18 protein-coding genes are annotated in these 17,737 nt (G+C 39.0%); 11 read left to right on the plus strand and 7 right to left on the minus strand.

Annotated features, from left to right (window positions below; all coding sequences use genetic code 11):
* The first annotated feature begins 84 nt into the window (after positions 1-84).
* On the plus strand, positions 85-1,767 hold the full coding sequence (locus tag AB669_RS12840) for a protein-disulfide reductase DsbD (protein WP_047799722.1): 1,683 nt from the start codon (positions 85-87) through the stop codon (positions 1,765-1,767).
* 1 nt (position 1,768) lies between these two features.
* A complete protein-coding gene (gene pfkA / locus AB669_RS12845) occupies positions 1,769-2,752 on the plus strand; it encodes a 6-phosphofructokinase (RefSeq protein ID WP_047799723.1) in 984 nt (327 codons plus the stop codon).
* A gap of 32 nt (positions 2,753-2,784) precedes the next feature.
* On the opposite strand, the gene AB669_RS12850 is transcribed toward pfkA, so the two are convergent.
* On the minus strand, positions 2,785-3,111 hold the full coding sequence (locus AB669_RS12850) for a heavy metal-binding domain-containing protein (protein WP_047799724.1): 327 nt from the start codon (positions 3,109-3,111) through the stop codon (positions 2,785-2,787).
* 307 nt (positions 3,112-3,418) lie between these two features.
* Between AB669_RS12850 and AB669_RS12855 the strand changes: the two genes are divergently transcribed.
* From AB669_RS12855 to AB669_RS12875, 5 genes are all read left to right on the plus strand, one after another.
* On the plus strand, positions 3,419-3,970 hold the full coding sequence (locus AB669_RS12855; RefSeq protein ID WP_047799725.1) for a 30S ribosomal protein S16: 552 nt from the start codon (positions 3,419-3,421) through the stop codon (positions 3,968-3,970).
* A 147-nt stretch (positions 3,971-4,117) separates the two neighbouring features.
* A complete protein-coding gene (gene rimM, locus AB669_RS12860) occupies positions 4,118-4,645 on the plus strand; it encodes a ribosome maturation factor RimM (RefSeq protein WP_047799726.1) in 528 nt (175 codons plus the stop codon).
* Positions 4,646-4,772: 127 nt separating this feature from the next.
* Positions 4,773-5,447, plus strand: coding sequence for a tRNA (guanosine(37)-N1)-methyltransferase TrmD (trmD, locus tag AB669_RS12865; protein WP_047799727.1), 675 nt, complete (start codon positions 4,773-4,775; stop codon positions 5,445-5,447).
* A gap of 307 nt (positions 5,448-5,754) precedes the next feature.
* A complete protein-coding gene (gene rplS / locus AB669_RS12870; protein ID WP_047799728.1) occupies positions 5,755-6,102 on the plus strand; it encodes a 50S ribosomal protein L19 in 348 nt (115 codons plus the stop codon).
* Positions 6,103-6,277: 175 nt separating this feature from the next.
* Positions 6,278-7,345: a mechanosensitive ion channel family protein gene (locus tag AB669_RS12875; protein WP_231582672.1), complete on the plus strand. Its 1,068-nt coding sequence runs from the start codon at positions 6,278-6,280 to the stop codon at positions 7,343-7,345.
* 79 nt (positions 7,346-7,424) lie between these two features.
* On the opposite strand, the gene AB669_RS12880 is transcribed toward AB669_RS12875, so the two are convergent.
* From AB669_RS12880 to AB669_RS12890, 3 genes are read right to left on the minus strand one after another with little or no spacing between them, the layout of a single operon-like run.
* On the minus strand, positions 7,425-8,084 hold the full coding sequence (locus AB669_RS12880; RefSeq protein ID WP_047799730.1) for a phosphatidylserine decarboxylase family protein: 660 nt from the start codon (positions 8,082-8,084) through the stop codon (positions 7,425-7,427).
* 57 nt (positions 8,085-8,141) lie between these two features.
* Positions 8,142-8,684: a hypoxanthine phosphoribosyltransferase gene (gene hpt, locus AB669_RS12885; protein WP_047799731.1), complete on the minus strand. Its 543-nt coding sequence runs from the start codon at positions 8,682-8,684 to the stop codon at positions 8,142-8,144.
* A 55-nt stretch (positions 8,685-8,739) separates the two neighbouring features.
* A complete protein-coding gene (locus AB669_RS12890; protein WP_047799732.1) occupies positions 8,740-10,887 on the minus strand; it encodes a transglycosylase domain-containing protein in 2,148 nt (715 codons plus the stop codon).
* Between the two features lie 131 nt (positions 10,888-11,018).
* On the opposite strand from AB669_RS12890, the gene AB669_RS12895 reads away from it, so the two are divergent.
* From AB669_RS12895 to AB669_RS12905, 3 genes are read left to right on the plus strand one after another with little or no spacing between them, the layout of a single operon-like run.
* The gene (locus AB669_RS12895; RefSeq protein WP_047799733.1) at positions 11,019-12,095 is read left to right on the plus strand and encodes an Mrp/NBP35 family ATP-binding protein; all 1,077 of its coding nucleotides are present in this window, start codon (positions 11,019-11,021) and stop codon (positions 12,093-12,095) included.
* A gap of 35 nt (positions 12,096-12,130) precedes the next feature.
* The gene (locus AB669_RS12900; RefSeq protein WP_025141622.1) at positions 12,131-12,376 is read left to right on the plus strand and encodes a NifU family protein; all 246 of its coding nucleotides are present in this window, start codon (positions 12,131-12,133) and stop codon (positions 12,374-12,376) included.
* A gap of 52 nt (positions 12,377-12,428) precedes the next feature.
* Complete coding sequence (locus tag AB669_RS12905; protein WP_047799734.1) at positions 12,429-13,070, plus strand: hypothetical protein; 642 nt, start codon at positions 12,429-12,431, stop codon at positions 13,068-13,070.
* Between the two features lie 149 nt (positions 13,071-13,219).
* Here the strand turns inward: AB669_RS12905 and def are convergent, their stop codons facing one another.
* Both def and AB669_RS12915 read right to left on the minus strand, forming a co-directional pair.
* Positions 13,220-13,780, minus strand: coding sequence for a peptide deformylase (gene def, locus AB669_RS12910; protein ID WP_047799735.1), 561 nt, complete (start codon positions 13,778-13,780; stop codon positions 13,220-13,222).
* 144 nt (positions 13,781-13,924) lie between these two features.
* On the minus strand, positions 13,925-15,157 hold the full coding sequence (locus tag AB669_RS12915; protein ID WP_047799736.1) for a pitrilysin family protein: 1,233 nt from the start codon (positions 15,155-15,157) through the stop codon (positions 13,925-13,927).
* Positions 15,158-15,313: 156 nt separating this feature from the next.
* Here AB669_RS12915 and AB669_RS12920 point away from each other — a divergent pair, with 156 nt between their 5' ends.
* Positions 15,314-17,248: a T9SS type B sorting domain-containing protein gene (locus AB669_RS12920; protein WP_047799737.1), complete on the plus strand. Its 1,935-nt coding sequence runs from the start codon at positions 15,314-15,316 to the stop codon at positions 17,246-17,248.
* Here AB669_RS12920 and AB669_RS12925 read toward each other — a convergent pair.
* Entirely contained in the window at positions 17,243-17,695 is a 453-nt protein-coding gene (locus AB669_RS12925) for a hypothetical protein (protein WP_047799738.1), read from the minus strand. The two genes, AB669_RS12920 and AB669_RS12925, sit on opposite strands and share 6 nt — an antisense overlap.
* Positions 17,696-17,737 lie beyond the last annotated feature (42 nt).

Consider the following 17,737-nt stretch of genomic DNA (forward strand, 5'->3'; position numbering starts at 1 on the left):
AGTAAAATCTGTTGCTTTGTCGGCTGGTTGGTCCTACCCTTTAAAAATTATTCTTAATTTCACGCCTTCAATACACACACACAAATGAAAAAGGTTTTATTATTGTTAATAACGACCATAATGTTTTTCGCATTACCGGTTGTTAAAAGTTATGCGGCTAAGTTGCAAGATACGACATCGGCCAGTGTACCAGACGATGTCGTTTTTACTGAAGTCGGTTCAGCAGCAGATAGTGCCGCAAATGGAATTGTTAAGGATACGGTAAAAAAAGATGATGTTGTTTCGGCTAAAAAAGTAGAAACTGTTGCGGGACAGGGGGGATCGGATAGTTTGTTCTCCGTTTTTGCTGCCGGATTTATAGCGGGCCTGATTGCTTTTTTATTGCCATGTATATTTCCTATGGTACCTTTAACAGTAAGCTATTTTACTAAAAGAGCTGAGACAAAAGGTAAGGGGATTCAAGGTGCTGTTATTTATGGTGTTTCAATTATTGTCATCTATGTTCTGCTTGGGCTACTGATTACTATAATATTTGGGGCAAGTGCGTTGAATGAACTTGCCACGGATGGTTTCTTTAATGTATTTATCTTCTTAGTGCTTTTAATTTTCGGAATTTCATTTCTTGGAGCGTTCGAAATTACCCTGCCAAGCTCGTTTGTAAATAAAATGGATTCAAAGTCTGATTCCAAGGGGCTGACAGGGATATTTTTTATGGCGGCAACGCTTGCTGTTGTTTCATTTTCCTGTACCGGTCCTCTGATTGGTACATTACTTGTTACCGTTGGACAAAGTGGAGGTTTTCTAGCACCTGTAATGGGTATGTTCGGGTTTTCTCTCGCCTTAGCTTTGATATTTGTGGTATTTGCAATATTCCCAAGCTGGCTTACAGGGCTGCCGAAGTCAGGGGGCTGGTTAAACTCTGTTAAGGTTGTTTTAGGACTTATCGAAATTGCACTCGCACTTAAATTTCTATCAACAGCTGATCTAGCATATCACTGGGGGATATTGGACAGAGAGGTATTTATTTCGATTTGGATAGTAATTGCATTTATACTGGGTTTTTACATTATCGGAAAAATTAAATTTTCACACGATAGCGACTTGCCATATGTTTCGACTGCAAGACTATTTATCGCGGGAGTTGCTTTTACTTTTGCATTTTATTTAATACCTGGCTTGTTTGGTGCCCCATTAAAAGCAGTCAGCGCTTTGGTTCCACCCATGTCTACACAGGATTTTGTGTTGGGACAAGAGGGCGGTTCGGCCGTGGCACAAACTGTTGCAGCTCACTCAAAAAGGAAGTATGCTGATTTTTTACATATTCCACACCAAATCGATGGTTTCTTCGATTACGAAGAAGCGCTGGCCTATGCTAGAGAGGTTAAAAAACCGTTGTTCCTAGATTTTACTGGTCACGGTTGCGTGAACTGCAGGGAAATGGAAGCGAGGGTATGGTCGGATCCCCGGGTGTTAAAAAAGTTGAAAGAGGACTATATCGTTGTTTCTTTATACACGGATGATAAAACGGCCTTGCCGGAGTCTGAACAATTTGATTCGAAGGTCTTGGAAACAAGAGTTAATACTGTTGGGAAAAAGTTTAAGCATTTACAAGCCGAAAGATTTAACACAATTTCGCAGCCTTATTACGTACTTTTGGGCACAGATGAAAAAGAATTGGTTTCTCCTCCGATTGGAGTTGAATTTAATATAGATGCATATCTGCAATATCTTGATAAGGGTCTTGCTGCATTTGCAAAAAAACAGTAAAATGAATAAGATTAAGAAAATAGGTGTTTTAACCTCTGGTGGCGATTCGCCAGGCATGAACGCTGCAATCAGAGCTGTAGTAAGGGCTTCAATCTACTACGATATCGAAGTTGTTGGATTTGTTCGCGGATATGAAGGCTTGATTAACAATGATTTCGTTCCGATGGATCGTAAATCTGTGGCTAATATTATCCAAAGGGGCGGAACAATTCTTAAAACTGCCCGTAGCGATGCTTTCAGGACCATTGAAGGCCGCAATCAGGCATATCAAAACTTAAAAGCTCAGGCTGTTGATGCTTTAGTTGTTATTGGTGGAGATGGAACGTTTACCGGGGCTAATGTTTTTTCCAAGGAACACGATTTACCGATAGTTGGTTTGCCTGGCACTATTGATAATGATTTGGCAGGAACAGACTTTACGATTGGTTATGATTCTGCATTAAACACCGTTATCGATGCTGTGGACCGAATCAGAGACACTGCTGAATCTCATGACAGGCTTTTCATTGTTGAGGTAATGGGCCGTGATTCGGGTTTAATAGCGTTGAGAAGTGGTATTGGTGTTGGCGCAGAGGCAATAATGATCCCTGAAGCTAATATGAATGCCGATGATATTCTCCACAAGCTGGAGCATAGCCGTAAAGATAAGGCTTCTAAGATTATCATCGTTGCCGAAGGGGATGATACCGGTGGAGCGTTTAAAGTTGGTGAGATTTTACAGGAAAAATATCCTCATTACGATACTAAAGTTTCTATTTTGGGACACATTCAACGTGGGGGTAAACCTACATGTATGGACCGTGTTTTGGCGAGCCAACTGGGAGTTGCTGCAGTTGAAGGATTAATTAATGGGGAAAGCCGCGTAATGGCAGGGCAAATGAATCGGGAAATTGTATTCACGCCATTTGATCATGCTATTAAACATATTGATGCGGAGAAAGTAAGCTCTACATGGCTAAAGCTTATTGATATCCTCTCTTTCTAAAACATCGGGCTCCATTTAGGAGCCCGATGTTTTTACAAGTCTTCCAGAATAACAGCGGTACCATTGGCGCTAACCATAAGCATGCTGCCTCCGCTACCCACCGTTTCATAGTCCAAGTCGATACCAACGATAGCATTTGCACCTAATGCTGCCGCATATTGTTGCATTTCATTTAATGCGGTGTCTTTTCCTTCTCTCAATACGCGTTCGTATGAGCTTGATCTTCCGCCAACGATATCAGTTATGCCCGCAAATAAATCTTTAAAAATATTTGCACCAATAATGGTTTCTCCGGTTACAAGACCAACATATTTAACAATTTTTTTGCCCTCAACAGAAGGCGTTGTGGTTAATAACATAGTTTTAGCTTTTGTATTTAGAAGTGTTTAAACTTAAATTGTTACATTCCTAAATTCTGCATCTCATTTTACACTTTGAAATATAAACAACCGGTTTTGTAACAAAGAGATAAATACCATAGAGGATGATTTTGGTAATGATTCTTCGAATACGAATTCTTTTCAGTGATATGCAAATTTCTCTTGCAGAACGACCTGAAAATAAAGAAAATAAACTATGTTTTTAATTTACAGTATTTTAGTTATCTTTGCAGCCCCGCAGTATGTAACTCCGGGAACTATGTTGAATACATAAATACAAAAAGAAATGGCAACTAAAATCAGATTGCAAAGATTCGGTAAAAAAGGAAAACCTTTTTTCCACGTTGTGGTAGCAGATTCCCGCTCTCCACGTGATGGTAAATTTATTGAGCGTTTAGGTTCTTATAACCCAAATACCAATCCTGCTACTATCGAAATTAACTTCGAAAAAACCTTAGCCTGGGTAAACAGTGGTGCACAACCAACTGATACGGCACGTGCTATTCTATCTTACAAAGGTGTTTTATACAAAAAACACTTAGAAGGTGGTGTTAAAAAAGGTGCTTTAACTCAAGAGCAAGCTGATGAGAAATTCACGGCATGGTTAGATGCTAAAGCAGACAAAATCTCTGGTAAATCAGAAGGTTTAGCTACTTCAAAAGCAGATGCACGTAAAGCGGCATTAGCAGCGGAAGCTAAGAAAAAAGAAGACAGAGCGGCAGCAATCGCAGCTAAAAATGCACCAGTTGCAGAAGAAGTTGTTGAAGAAGAAGCTCCAGCTGCTGAGGCAACTGAAGAAGCTCCTGCGGCAGAAACTACTACAGAAGGAGCAGAATAATTCTATCTCTTTCTTAAAGAAAATAGCGTTCCGATTATCGGAACGCTATTTTTATTTAAAACCGTCATTAGCGTTATGCCCACCATTCAAAAGGCAACCGGCAGATGTGCCGGCTTGTTCGCAATGACAATACTATAATTTAGGCTAATGAAACACGAAGAGGCATTTTACATAGGCTACGTTACAAAGACCAGGGGTTTAAAGGGAGAGGTTCAGATATTTTTCGAATTTGACGATTATGAAAAATTAAGCTTTGACGTGGTTTTTGCCGATATGAATGGTAAACTTGTTCCATATTTTGTTGCTTCAGCTAAACTGCAGGTTAATAAAACAGGTTATTTCAACTTTGATGATCTTGATCATGTTGATAAGGCTCAACCATTGTTAAGAAAGAAGCTTTATCTTCCGCTTAGTCACATGCCTGAGCGTGATGAAGATGAATTTTTTTATACTGATTTAAAAGGTTTCACAGCCATTGATGAAACCCTTGGAGAGTTAGGGGAAATCACGGAAGTAAATGAATACCCACAGCAGTTCGTTGCAACTGTTTTTTACAAAGACACTGAAATTCTTTTTCCGTTAAATGAAGACTTTATCATTGAAATTGATGATGAAGAAAAGGTTTTGAAGCTTGATTTACCAGATGGATTGCTGGATATCTATCTGAATAAGTAGAACACATTTTACTCCCTAGCTATTATCTTAATGCGGTGTCTTGTGGCCGTTAAACTCACGAAGAGCAGGTGTTGATCGAATTGTACTATTATTTAATATTAAATTAAAGATGAGTTACCTTTGTGCCATGCGTTTTGATATTATTACCGTACTTCCGGCTCTGTTAGAGAGTCCTTTCGCCCATTCTATTTTACATAGAGCTCAAAAAAAAGGGCTTGCTGAGATTGTAGTGCATAACCTTAGGGATTATGCTACCAATAAACAGAAAAGCGTTGATGACTATCAATATGGGGGTGGCAGTGGCATGGTGATGAGTATAGAACCATTTGCAGCTTGTATAGAAAAATTACAGGCTGAGCGAACATATGATGAGATTATTTTCATGAGTCCTGATGGGGTAACCCTTAATCAAAGTACAGCTAATGAGTTATCCATTAAAAAAAACATCATTATTCTTTGCGGCCATTACAAAGGGATTGATCAGCGCATCCGCGATATTTTCGTCACCCGTGAAATTTCAGTTGGTGACTATGTGCTGAGTGGCGGAGAATTACCTGCAGCTATCGTTGTTGATGCTGTTGTTCGTCTCCTTCCTGGAGTCTTAAACGACGAAACATCTGCCCTATCTGATAGTTTTCAGGGTGAGCTACTGGATGCGCCGGTTTATACCCGACCTGCTGACTGGAGGGGACATAAAGTGCCCGATGTTTTGTTAAGCGGGCACGAAGCAAAGGTTAATGACTGGAGACATGAGCAGGCGTTGGAACGCACCAAGCAACGTCGCCCTGATCTGTTAGAATAAAATGTGCATTTTTTTCGCTTTCTACAATTTATTAGAGCAACATTATTCGCGCTGATCAATAAAATAGTTAAAATTAATGCATTCGTGAATAAGGTGTATGGCGGGTGCTTTACGCTATTATTCTACAAATAATTTGCTCTAACTAGTGCTTTGCTGATCTTTTGACACATAAGTAATTACAATATGTAAATGTGGATTTCTAAAAGATTGTGGAAAAAATAAAAAAGGTTTTTTTTATTGAAAAAAAATCCCTAATATTGCAATCCGAATTTCACGGGTTGAAATATCGATTTAATAGCTTAAAATCATGGATTTAGTAAAATTTGTTGAAGAGCAGGCCATCGCGAAAAAAGATTTTCCTGCGTTCAAGTCTGGCGATACAGTGAGCGTACACTATAAAATTCGCGAAGGTAATAAAGAGCGTATTCAGATTTACCAAGGTGTTGTAATTCAACGTAACAGTGCTGGTGCAAACGAGACTTTCACTGTACGTAAAATTAGCAATGGTGTTGGTGTTGAGCGTATTTTCCCTTTTAGTTCTCCAAACATCGAGAAAGTAGAAGTGAATAGCTATGGTAAAGTTCGTAGAGCAAAATTATTCTACTTACGTGCTTTAACTGGTAAAGCTGCTCGTATCAAATCTTTAAGAAAATAATATTCTTTATTATAAGATATAACCTTCACGATTAATTTCGTGGAGGTTTTTTTGTTTATACCTTTTTTTTATGTTGGAGTCTGCATTTTTTGATCAAATATTTTGGGGCAATAGCGTTAAAGCTTACTGTCTGTTTGGAGGTATCCTTTTTGTCGGCTTATTATTTAAACGGATAGTGTCGAGACTTTTAAGTAAGCTTTTGTTCAAGCTCTTCAGGAGTTTCTCCAGCCAGTCTCATGATGATGCATTTGTATCATTGCTTATCAAGCCTTTAGAGACCTTCATTTTGCTCTCGACACTCTATCTGTCGATCAACCAACTCAAGCACCCTTTAGAAGTCGCAATATTTCATTATAGTAAACTTGTTGGAAAGGTTAAGGAATCTATTCCTGTAAGCATCGGAGATTGTGTTGACAGAATATTTTTATTTATGATCATTCTGTCAATTTTCTGGATTATTTTGAGGATAATTGATTTTATCAGTCACGTACTTTTGTTCAAGGCGTCTTTAACTGATAATAAGTCTGATGATCAGCTCGTACCCTTTCTGAAGGAGCTATTTAAAACTATCGTAATTTTTATCGGATTTTTTACACTGCTTGGTTTCGTTTTTGAGGTGAATGTACTTACGCTGATTACCGGTTTAGGTATAGGGGGTATTGCAATCGCTTTGGCAGCCAAAGAAAGTTTGGAAAATCTAATAGGATCATTTACTATTTTTCTTGATAAACCATTCGTTGTTGGCGACCTGGTTAAAGTAGATGGAGTTGAAGGAACAGTAGAAAAGGTTGGTTTTAGAAGCACAAGGATCCGTACATCTGAAAAAACAATGGCCACTATTCCGAACAGGGGAATGATTGATGGCGTACTGGAAAATCTATCTTTGCGCAATCTTAGAAGAGTAGTTTTCACGATTGGTTTAACATATGAAACGACCGGAGATTCGGTGAAGAAAATTGTTTCCGACATAGCGGTTTACATCCGCTCATTTAACGGCACTGCTGATGAAAGTGTAGCTTTCAAGAGTTTTGGTGATTCTGGTTTGAATGTTGAAATATCCTATTTCGTTACCATACTAGATAATGCCGAATTCATTAAAATCAGACAGGAAATCAATCTGGAAATTATGGACATCGTGATGAGAAACCAATCAGATTTTGCTTACCCTACACAAAGATTGATAAGTGACAGACCACCTGGTGGTGATCATGAAAAAGAGGTTGGTAATGATGCTACCGACTAATATAAAGTATTGAAATACAAGAAAGATCAATTTGATGCATTCAAATTGACCTTTCTTATGAATTTAATCAATTAAATTCCTATGATAAGGTGGCTAATGTCGTAATTCCACCTTTAACTACCTGATTTAACTCTACATTAACTTTTGTTCCAACAGGTAAGAAAACATCAACTCTAGATCCGAATTTAATGAAACCGAACTGTTCAGTTTGTTTCACCTGATCACCTTCTTTTACGTACCATACAATCCGGCGAGCCAGAGCTCCTGCAATTTGACGAAACAATACTGATGTACCGTTTTTATGTTCTACTACTGTAGTGGTTCGTTCGTTTTCTGTCGAAGACTTAGGGTTCCATGCTGCTAAATATTTACCCGGATGATATTTAAAAAACTTAACTACGCCGGAGATAGGGTTGCGGTTAATGTGTACGTTTACAGGTGACATGAATATAGAAACCTGTAGTCGTTGATCTTTAAAATACTCCCCTTCGTTTGTTTCTTCAATTACAACCACTTTACCATCTGCAGGGCAGATTACGAGATCTTCTCCGGCGGAAAAAGTCCGGCCTGGATTCCGGAAAAACTGCAACACAATGATGAATAAGGCTGCAGAGAAAATATAGATAAACCAGCGTAACCAGGTGATGTCATAATATTTGTAGTCAACAACGGCATTGATTACGAAAATGAGTAAGATAGTGATGGCAATGGTTGTGTAGCCTTCTTTGTGTATAGTCATTGTATTTGAAATGATTGTTGCGCAAAGGTGCGAAAAATAAATTAATAGAATGTAAAGTTATCCTGCTGTAGCCCTGTATATGTCAGTTAAGTTCCTCCCCAGCCCGTTATAATCCAATCCGTATCCAACAACAAATTCATTTGGTATTTCGAAGCCGATGTACTCCAAATCCTCAATCTGATACTTTAATGCAGCAGGCTTTAATAAAAGCGAGGCAACTTTTACTGAAGCAGGACTTTTCTCTTTTATGGTTTTTAGAATATGGGTTAGTGTTAACCCCGTATCAACAATATCTTCTACTACAATGATATCTCTCCCTTCGAGATTCTCTGGTAAACCGATTAATTCCTTTATTTGTCCTGTACTACTGGTTCCCTCGTAAGAAGCCACTTTCATGAAAGCTACTTCGCAAGGAACATCAATTTCTTTTATCAAATCGGCCATGAAGAGAAAGCTCCCGTTTAATACACCTATAAATATTGGGCATTTGGATTCGTAGTCTACATTCATTTGGATTCCCAATAAGCGTATTCTTTTGTTTAAAGTTTCGTTTTCCAAAAAAATCTCAAACTCTTTATCTTCTACTTTTATTTTGTGCATGTGAGGTTTTTATCAATTGAAAAGCTGGTGGACAACACTGGAACCCGAATTGAATTTACTGTCCATTTTCTAGTTCTTTTTCTCTTCTCCTTTGTTCGCGCCGCTCCTGCCTAAGTTGTTTTTTTGATTTTGTGGTATCCGATGATTGCACAGTAGCAGTATCCTTTTTTGATCCGCCCCCAAAAATACGATCGAAGAGACTTTTATTTTTGTCTTGCATGATCACTGTTGGCATTCCATCCTCGTCGTCGGTATCGAAGCCTGTTGTGTCAACCGCTGCAGTATCCGGAGCTAAATATTGGCGTAACCCTTCTCTTAACCTTACATTGTAAAAGCCATATCCTGAAGTATCTCCAGGTGTCAAACCACGACGGGCCATTATGTTACCCATAAACCTGAAGTAATTAAACATATAAGGTTTCAAACTGCCGTCAGCCATGAATTTATACATAGATGCCTTGGGTTTCGGAACTATGCTGGCGAGAAATAAACCGTCGCCTATGGTTAAATCTGCGGGTTGCTTACCAAAGTAATACCTTGATGCTTCGCCAATGCCATAGATATTCTGCCCTAGTTCCATGATATTGAAATAAACTTCGAGCATACGCTGTTTGCTTACCAGATGGTTGTGTTCAATGAGCCATACAATCAGTATTTCTTCGGCTTTACGTGCTAGTGTTTTCTGCCTGCTCAGGTAAATATTTTTAACCAGCTGCATGCTAATCGTGCTTCCTCCGCGCTTAAATTTCTTCTCTTTAAAATTCACTGCAATCGATTTGCGGATCGATTCTTCAACAAAACCATTATGGGTATAGAAAGATGGGTCTTCAGCAGTTAAAACAGCATTTATGAAATTCTTAGAAATTGCATTTAAAGGTGTAAAATTGGGATTTGAAGGACCAATGGTGATATCGCGCATTGGTTTTCCATATTCATAAGGGGTATAAACGAATGGATTATTGATTTTTTGAAGATTGGTTTTGCCCCATTTTAAGATTTTAAAATTGAGGGGGGTAAGTGTTGAACTGAACCGAACACTGTCAGGAACAGCGGTATCGAGGTAAAAGTTAAGGTTGTATTTCACTTTTCCTTCTACTTTTAATCCGTCAAGGGATTCGAACAGGCCTTGTGGAAAGGCGTCCAGGACAGCCTGAGCATCCTGCTCTTCGGCGTCCAGTTTTAATTCGTAAATTTTGTTTTTACCGAGCGTGTATTTGACAAAGGGATGGATTTTAGCGTCTCGTAAATAGGCGGTTGATGTACTATCTAATGCAATATAATGTGGGCCAACCAATACGTCTGCATCCAATTTTGCACGCTGTACCACGATGTCGTTCCCAGCTAAACGGGCCTGGTTGATGAGCATGTTTTTTACCGACCATGAACCAGATATCTTATAATCGTCGCCGCTGTACCCTGCATCTTTAAGTTCAGTTTGTAATGTGTCAAAACTTACCTTTCCATGGAGTTTATTGTTTAAATAAGGCAACTCAAGCTTTTTGCCATCGGCATAAACCGTGAAGCTTAATTGCTTTTTACCCGGTTTTACAAGCCCGTCAATATGCCAGGTTGACTCACCTTGATTTACATTAATTGTTGATTTTAAATCACCTCCGTCAATAGTTGCTGTGGTGGCGAAGCTGAGTTTAGCTGTATCGTGATCGTTGAATTTAAATACCAGATTCTTAACATCCATATCATCCGGGATTTTGTACAGAACCTGGTTAAGTATATTACTGGCTAATTCCGGCAGGTTGGCTTTGCCTTTATTCTCTGTGCTATCTTTTTTCTTTCTTTTTAGGAAGTCGATATTGGATGTGGAATCTTTTAATACTACGCTTACAAATCCATTGGCCAGTTTAACTTCGGAAAGTTTAACATTACCAAAAATAAGCGGAAAAAGCTTAACTCCTACGCTTAGTTCTCCAATTTGAGAAAGCGTATCTCTATCTTTTGGAACAACAGAAACGGAGGTCATTTTAACTGTACTCAGTCCGGCAAAACCGGCAGAACCAATTTTTATTTCCAGGCCATAATCCTTTTCCGCTTTTGCTACGGCTTTCGCCACCATTTTTTTTAAAAGCGCTTCCCGTTTACTATATGCTACAGCACCTAAGGCTATACTGATGATCAAAAAAACGCCCAGAACCCACGCCCCGATTTTTAGATATTTTCCTGGGATTCTAATTTTTGGTATTCGCATATAGTCGTTAAAATGGTTAATTGCTTAAACGTAACAATTAAATGTTTATTTCGTGTTAAAATTACAGTTTAAAAGCCTAAATAAAAGTATTTGTGGCTATGTTTTGTTAATTTTGAATTTAAATTAATACGATGCAGATAAGCCCGCAACAAGTTTTGGATGCTTTAAAAAATGTTGAAGATCCTGATCTTAAAAAAGATCTGGTTACCCTGAACATGATTAAAGATTTAAGCATAGCTGATAACCAGATTAAATTTACTTTGGAGCTCACAACTCCAGCCTGTCCGATGAAGGACATGCTGAAAAATGCCTGTACTAATGCGATCAAACATTTTGTATCTGCAGAGGCAGAAGTGAGTATCAATGTAACATCCAGAGTTACCGTGCCGGTTAATACTTCCTCACTTGATAACATCAAAAACATCATTTTGGTTTCATCCGGAAAGGGTGGTGTAGGTAAATCTACTGTATCTAGTAATTTGGCAGTTACGCTAGCGAAGGATGGAGCAAAGGTAGGTTTGATTGATGCGGATATTTATGGCCCATCTGTGCCTACCATGTTTGATTTAGTTGACGCAAAACCAGGTGCGGTTGAAACTGCGGATGGCAAAACTAAAATTATTCCGATTGAAAAATATGGTATTAAACTGCTTTCACTCGGCTTTTTCGCAGATCCTGGTCAGCCTGTGCCCTGGAGAGGGCCTATGGCCTCTAATGCAGTTAAACAATTATTCAATGATACCAACTGGGGTGAACTGGATTACCTGATTGTAGATCTTCCTCCTGGTACGGGCGATATTCACATCACCATTACCCAAAGTTTTCCAATTTCAGGCGCTGTGGTGGTGACAACACCTCAGCAGGTTGCGTTGGCGGATACACATAAAGGATTGGCAATGTTTAGAATGCCTGGAATTAATATCCCTATTTTAGGCGTGATAGAAAACATGTCTTACTTTACTCCGGCAGAACTGCCAGAGAACAAGTATTATATTTTTGGGAAAGGTGGAGGAACCGAACTTGCCAAAAGATTTGATGTTCCGTTTTTGGGTGAAATCCCAATCATACAAAGCATTGCCGAAGCTGGTGATGCCGGCAAGCCGGTTGCGCTTGATCAGCATCCTTTGCTTGATCAAATTTTCGGAAATATAGCCAGTAAAGTTGCACAGCAGATATCTATCAATAATGCGCAGCTAGTGAATTCCTAAAAAATTACTATTTTTATAATCTTAAAAAACTGATAATGAATTTAACAGAGCAAGTAGAACAGGCATTGGAAACTATTAGGCCATATTTAAAGGCTGACGGAGGTGATGTTTCTGTTGAAGAAATTACATCTGAGGGAACGGTAAAGCTAAAGCTTTTAGGTAATTGTGGTTCTTGTCCGATGAGTTTCATGACAATGAAGTCGGGAATTGAGCAGGCAATTATGAAGGCTGTACCTCAAATTACTTCGGTAGTTGCCGTTAACATGGCAGAGCAAGAGTAGCTTTAACACTATTTAACAAGATAGTTTTACTATTAGAATTACTTTTGTATTCATGAGATTTTGTGTTGCCCTAATTTGCGTATTATTTTCTTTATCTACTTTTGCACAGCAGAAGAGGACACAGGAAAAGCTTATCCAATTTTCAGGCATTATTACAGATATTGATAGTACAAATGTCATACCCTATGTAACCATTACTAACCTTTCTGCAAACAGTAAGCGTGTAGGTGCTGACTATAGAGGGTATTTTACATTCATCGTAAATCCGGGAGACACCATTCTCTTTACGGCCATAGGTTACAAGAAATTTTCTACAATTATTCCCGAAAGCACACCAGATAGTAAATATACTATTATGGTCAAACTAAAATCAAACGTTGTAGATTTACCATCTGTACGTGTTTTTCCATGGGCAACAACTGAAGAATTTACCCGTGAATTCTTAACGATGAAGCTGGCTGATGATGATATGGCTATTGCAAAAAAGAACTTATCGAAAGCTTCCATAAATGGCTTAATTCAAACCTTGCCAAGGGATGGTCAGGAAATTTCAAGTCAGAATTATCGTTATAATTTTGACCGGATGGTGAACAAGAATATGGTTCAAACTAATCCCTTGTTGAACCCTTTTGCCTGGGGCAAGTTAATGCAGCAAATTTTCGACGGAGATAAAAAGCGTAGTGAAGATTATTAGAAGCTTAGTACGCCCTGTAGATTACCCTCGCCACTAAGAGCGAGCAGGTAATTTTTGGATTTCGCATCCTTAATCGTAACTAACGGGCAATAAAAAATGGAAAACAGCTGTGCCATTTTCCATCATTATCTCATATATTGTATTCCCACCTACTTTTTTTTGTTTCTGTTCACAAATCTCATTCTATAATCGGTTTTTATATTTCCTTTTGCAATAGCATCAAGTTTGCTTTTAAGCATGGTTTTGCGGAGAACACTCACTTTATCTGTAAATAACTTTCCCTCTATGTGATCGTATTCGTGTTGAATCACACGTGCCGGTAATCCGTCTACATCATCAACATGCTCGTTCCAGTTTTCATCAAGGTATTTTATCTTGATATTTGGTTTTCTTGAGATGTTTTCTCTGATATCCGGAATACTTAAACATCCTTCGTTAAAGTTCCAGGGCTCCCCGGTTTCTTCCAAAATTTCGGCATTAATGAAAACCTTTTTATAACCAGGGGTTCCATCCTCATCTTCACCAGTATCTACAATAAATAAACGGATTGGCAAGCCAATTTGAGGAGCGGCCAATCCAACTCCATTTGCGTAGTACATGGTGTCGAACATATTCGCAATCAATTCTTTCAACTCAGGGTAATCCTGATCAATATCAGCACCTTTTTTTTTCAAAACAGGATCGCCGTAAGCTACTATTGGTAATTTCATTATAAAATATTTTTTTCAAACGTTTAGGTCTGAAGGTATTAATTGTATTTCTAACCCCTGATAAAGTTTTAGCGTTTAGGGATGTTCATTAAGCGGAAGTTAGTTCTTGCCTTATACGAACAAAATCGGTACAAAAATAAGCATTTATTCCAGTATCGGGCTGAAAGTGAAAATATTCAGTTGCTCTACATTTAAAACATCGTTTGCAATCTGAGCAATTCCGGTTGTGGTAACCTGATTAATTTTCTGAAAAACCTGTTCCAGTGAGTCGATTTTATTATGGTCAATAAGACTTTTTGCCATCGATATAATCAGGCCGATTCTATTTTCTTCACTTAACGCAATTTGCCCGATAAATTTATTTTTGGCTTTCTGGAGCTGTAAATCATTCAAAGGATTATCTCTTAATTTCTTCATTTCTTTAAAAATTAAAGACAAGGCCTTTTCGTGTTTTTCCTTATCCGTTCCAAAGTAAATAGAAAAAATACCTGTATCACTCAAAGGAGAAAAGTTTGATTCTATGGTATAGGCAATACCATATTTTTCCCTGATTTGCAGGTTTAAGACTGAGCTCATGCCATTACCTCCAAAATAGTTATTCAGCAACATTAAACCCGCTTTCTGCTCGTCATGCGTAGAAAAAGTCTGCATGCCTAAAATACAATGCGACTGTGCTATAGGTTTATAAATTTCGGTGATTTTCGGCCTTAAGACAGCTGGTTTTGTTCTGTTAATTACTGGAGAATTTTCCTTTACGTCAGAAAAATATTTATTCCCTTTCCTTGCTACATTTTTAAAGGTGTAGTCTCCCAAAACAGCTACTACAACTTCATTTGTACGGTAATTTGCATTTCTGAAATTGATCACATCTTCCCTCGTAAAATTATTTACGGTCTCTGTTGTGCCGAGAATATTGTTTCCTAAAGGATTACCGTCAAATAACATGTCTTCAAAATCATCATTGATCGCCTCTTCCGGCTGATCGAGGTAGGATGCAATTTCATCAAGAATTACACCTTTTTCTTTATCCAGCTCTTCTTCCGGGAATGTAGAATGAAAAATAATGTCGTTGAATAACTCCAGTGTTCTATCAAGATAGGGATTTAGGAAGGAAGCGTGAACACAGGTATATTCTTTAGTAGTGTAGGCATTTAAATCTGCGCCTACGCTTTCCAGCCGGTTCAGGATTTGAATGGTACTACGTTTCTCGGTTCGTTTAAAAATTAAGTGTTCGATGAAATGGGCTAAACCTGCCTTTTGTTCAGGCTCATCGCGCGAGCCTGTATTAACGATAATGCAGGCATGAGATATAGTAGAAGCCGAAGGTACGTGTAACACACGAATTCCATTCGCTAAGGTATGAACATTGTATTCCATTGACCGGTAAAGATAAGGAACATATTTCAGTGGATTTTCTCATTCGTGTAATAATGAAAGGCTAATCCACCACTTGTCGACACATTTAATCCTTTTGTCGTTGAACTGGTAAAAAAACTTACGGATTGAAAGATATTTAAGCATCAATATTGACATATGTTTAAGCCAAAGCTGATTTACATCTTAACGATTGTTTTTATACTATTTAATAACCATGTATTCTCACAATCGCTCGGCGACCCTATTGTAAATATTGATTTTGGAGCCGGAACAGCAACATATGCAGGCGCTTTAGTTGCTGGTACAACAAGTTATACTTATGTTGCCCAGGCTTTTCCCAATGACGGGTCTTATACGGTGATGAAGAGTACAGCATCATCAGGAAATGTATGGTGGTCAACTCTGGATCATACCGGGAGTGTGACAGGAACATACGGATACATGATGGTGGTAAACGCCAGCTTATCTACCACCGATTATTTTTATAAAACAACTGTGTCTAATCTGTGCCCAAATACGGCTTATGAATTTGGAGCATGGATAGTAAATTTGCTCCGTTCGAGTGATAACAGCCCGCCAAACATTACTTTCACTATTGAAAAAACTGACGGTACTATTATCCAGACATATAATACGGGGCAAATTTCCCTTACATCTTCAGGACCTACGTGGGTTAAAAAGAGTTTTAATTTCTCCACGCCGGTTGGTGTAACAGACATTGTTTTAAGAATGCGCAACAACAGCGCAGGTGGTGCACCGGCCAATGACCTGGCTTTAGATGATATTACTTTTAGTCCTTACGGTCCAACCATTGCCGCCGGACTTGGTTCGGCCAGTTCGTTAACACAGACTTATTGCCAGGGAAGTTCTGGAATTGTGAATTTAAATGCTTCAGTATCTACTGCCGGAGGTTATACCACACCAGCTTTTCAGTGGCAGCGTAATGTTAATGGCGCTGGCTGGACAGATATTGTTGGTGCAACTTCACCCACGGCGACGGTCGATTTAACTGGAGCACCTTCAGGTACATATTTATATCGCCTGGCTGTAGGTGAATCGGCAAATTTTGGAAATACAAAGTGTAGAATCGTCTCTTCTGTGCTAGCGGTTACCATTAACCCCCTTCCAGCTCCATCCCCCTCCGGGAACACTCCGCTTTGCGTTGGAGAAACATTACGCCTGGTGGCGCAGGGGGCTTCCACCTCTACTTACTCCTGGACAGGACCGAACTTTAGTTCTTCGCTTCAAAACCCAGTAATACCAAATGTTATCGATGCCAACGCCGGAACTTATACTGTATCAGTAAAGACTGTTGATGGCTGTACATCCTCAGGCAGTATAACTATAGCCATTGGCACCAGACCTGCAAGCTCTGTTAGTGAATCGGTAGCCATTTGCGAGGGTTCAAACACAACTTTGACTGCTTCGGGTGGTGTGAAATATGTGTGGACACCGGCTACCGGATTAAGCGACGCTAATATTGCCAGCCCGATAGCTACTCCCTTAGTAACTACAACCTATACGGTAAATGTATATGATGAAAGCAGTGCCTGCCCGGCGACGGGAACAGTAACAGTTACCGTAAATAAAGTGCCGGTTGCCAATGCCGGTGCCGATAAAAGTCTGGTAGTTGGAAATTCCGTTACTTTGTCAGCAAGCAGCAACGAAAGCAACGTGGTTTATAACTGGAGCCCTATCGATTTTCTCAGTGATCCGACAGTTTTGAATCCGGTTTGTACAGCAACTAAAAGCATAACATATACCTTAACCATTACCTCTTTAAACGGTTGCGGGGTGAGCAGTGATGATATGAATGTAAAGGTTTACAATAAGTTGTTTATCCCGAGCGGAATTACCCCAAACGGGGATGGGATTAATGATACCTGGAATATTCCCGGGCTTGATTCCTATTCGAAGGTTCAGGTAAGGGTGTTTAACCGTTACGGAACTATTCTGTATGAATCTTCAAGCAATAAGGTAAGCTGGGATGGAACTTTTAAAGGCAGGTTATTGCCTGAGTCCGTTTACTACTATACCATTTTGCTTGATAATCAAAAACCGCTTAGCGGATGGGTGATGCTGAAACTATAACGTTTCTGAATCGGGGTATTGAATATTTAGATCTGAAATCAATTTCTCTTTTGTTGGTCTGCGCAATGCCAGAAATACAAAATTGGCCAGCGCAAAAATTAAAAAGAAAGCGTTATGAGTGAGGTAGAAGCCAACTAAATTGAATAGCGCCCCACCCTCTAACAATGCAGCGCCGATGATGAATGCACTTTGGTACTGATTGATTTTGCTTTCGGATGAAGCTGTTTTGTCGACCTTAGCAATTACGTTTCTGAAAAAATAGATACTTGCCGTGATGGTCATTAAACCCATGATTGGAAATATTGGGTTGAAGGGCGCCGAATGCTCAGGGTTGGCATCAAAAAACATCATGTCGCGGTTAAGGAAAATCGTGATTAATGCAAAAAGGAAAACACCACTGCATAAGGCAAGGTGAATCATTTGTAGTGTTTTTAGTTGGGTGTTCATTTGGATTTTACCATTTAAGGGATTTAAGAAATATAAGTCAGT

The organism is Pedobacter sp. BMA (assembly GCF_001027745.1).
Taxonomy (GTDB): Bacteria; Bacteroidota; Bacteroidia; order Sphingobacteriales; family Sphingobacteriaceae; genus Pedobacter.

Bases quoted from the DNA above. Each gene is read 5' to 3' on its own strand.
- AB669_RS12900 (WP_025141622.1), top strand. From the start codon at position 12,131: ATGAATTTAACAGAGCAAGTAGAACAGGCATTGGAAACTATTAGGCCA.
- AB669_RS12895 (WP_047799733.1), top strand. From the start codon at position 11,019: ATGCAGATAAGCCCGCAACAAGTTTTGGATGCTTTAAAAAATGTTGAA.
- AB669_RS12915 (WP_047799736.1), bottom strand. From the start codon at position 15,157: ATGGAATACAATGTTCATACCTTAGCGAATGGAATTCGTGTGTTACAC.
- pfkA (WP_047799723.1), top strand. From the start codon at position 1,769: ATGAATAAGATTAAGAAAATAGGTGTTTTAACCTCTGGTGGCGATTCG.
- rimM (WP_047799726.1), top strand. From the start codon at position 4,118: ATGAAACACGAAGAGGCATTTTACATAGGCTACGTTACAAAGACCAGG.
- hpt (WP_047799731.1), bottom strand. From the start codon at position 8,684: ATGCACAAAATAAAAGTAGAAGATAAAGAGTTTGAGATTTTTTTGGAA.
- AB669_RS12840 (WP_047799722.1), top strand. From the start codon at position 85: ATGAAAAAGGTTTTATTATTGTTAATAACGACCATAATGTTTTTCGCA.
- rplS (WP_047799728.1), top strand. From the start codon at position 5,755: ATGGATTTAGTAAAATTTGTTGAAGAGCAGGCCATCGCGAAAAAAGAT.
- def (WP_047799735.1), bottom strand. From the start codon at position 13,780: ATGAAATTACCAATAGTAGCTTACGGCGATCCTGTTTTGAAAAAAAAA.
- AB669_RS12890 (WP_047799732.1), bottom strand. From the start codon at position 10,887: ATGCGAATACCAAAAATTAGAATCCCAGGAAAATATCTAAAAATCGGG.
- AB669_RS12850 (WP_047799724.1), bottom strand. From the start codon at position 3,111: ATGTTATTAACCACAACGCCTTCTGTTGAGGGCAAAAAAATTGTTAAA.
- AB669_RS12880 (WP_047799730.1), bottom strand. From the start codon at position 8,084: ATGACTATACACAAAGAAGGCTACACAACCATTGCCATCACTATCTTA.
- AB669_RS12925 (WP_047799738.1), bottom strand. From the start codon at position 17,695: ATGAACACCCAACTAAAAACACTACAAATGATTCACCTTGCCTTATGC.
- AB669_RS12905 (WP_047799734.1), top strand. From the start codon at position 12,429: ATGAGATTTTGTGTTGCCCTAATTTGCGTATTATTTTCTTTATCTACT.
- trmD (WP_047799727.1), top strand. From the start codon at position 4,773: ATGCGTTTTGATATTATTACCGTACTTCCGGCTCTGTTAGAGAGTCCT.
- AB669_RS12855 (WP_047799725.1), top strand. From the start codon at position 3,419: ATGGCAACTAAAATCAGATTGCAAAGATTCGGTAAAAAAGGAAAACCT.
- AB669_RS12920 (WP_047799737.1), top strand. From the start codon at position 15,314: ATGTTTAAGCCAAAGCTGATTTACATCTTAACGATTGTTTTTATACTA.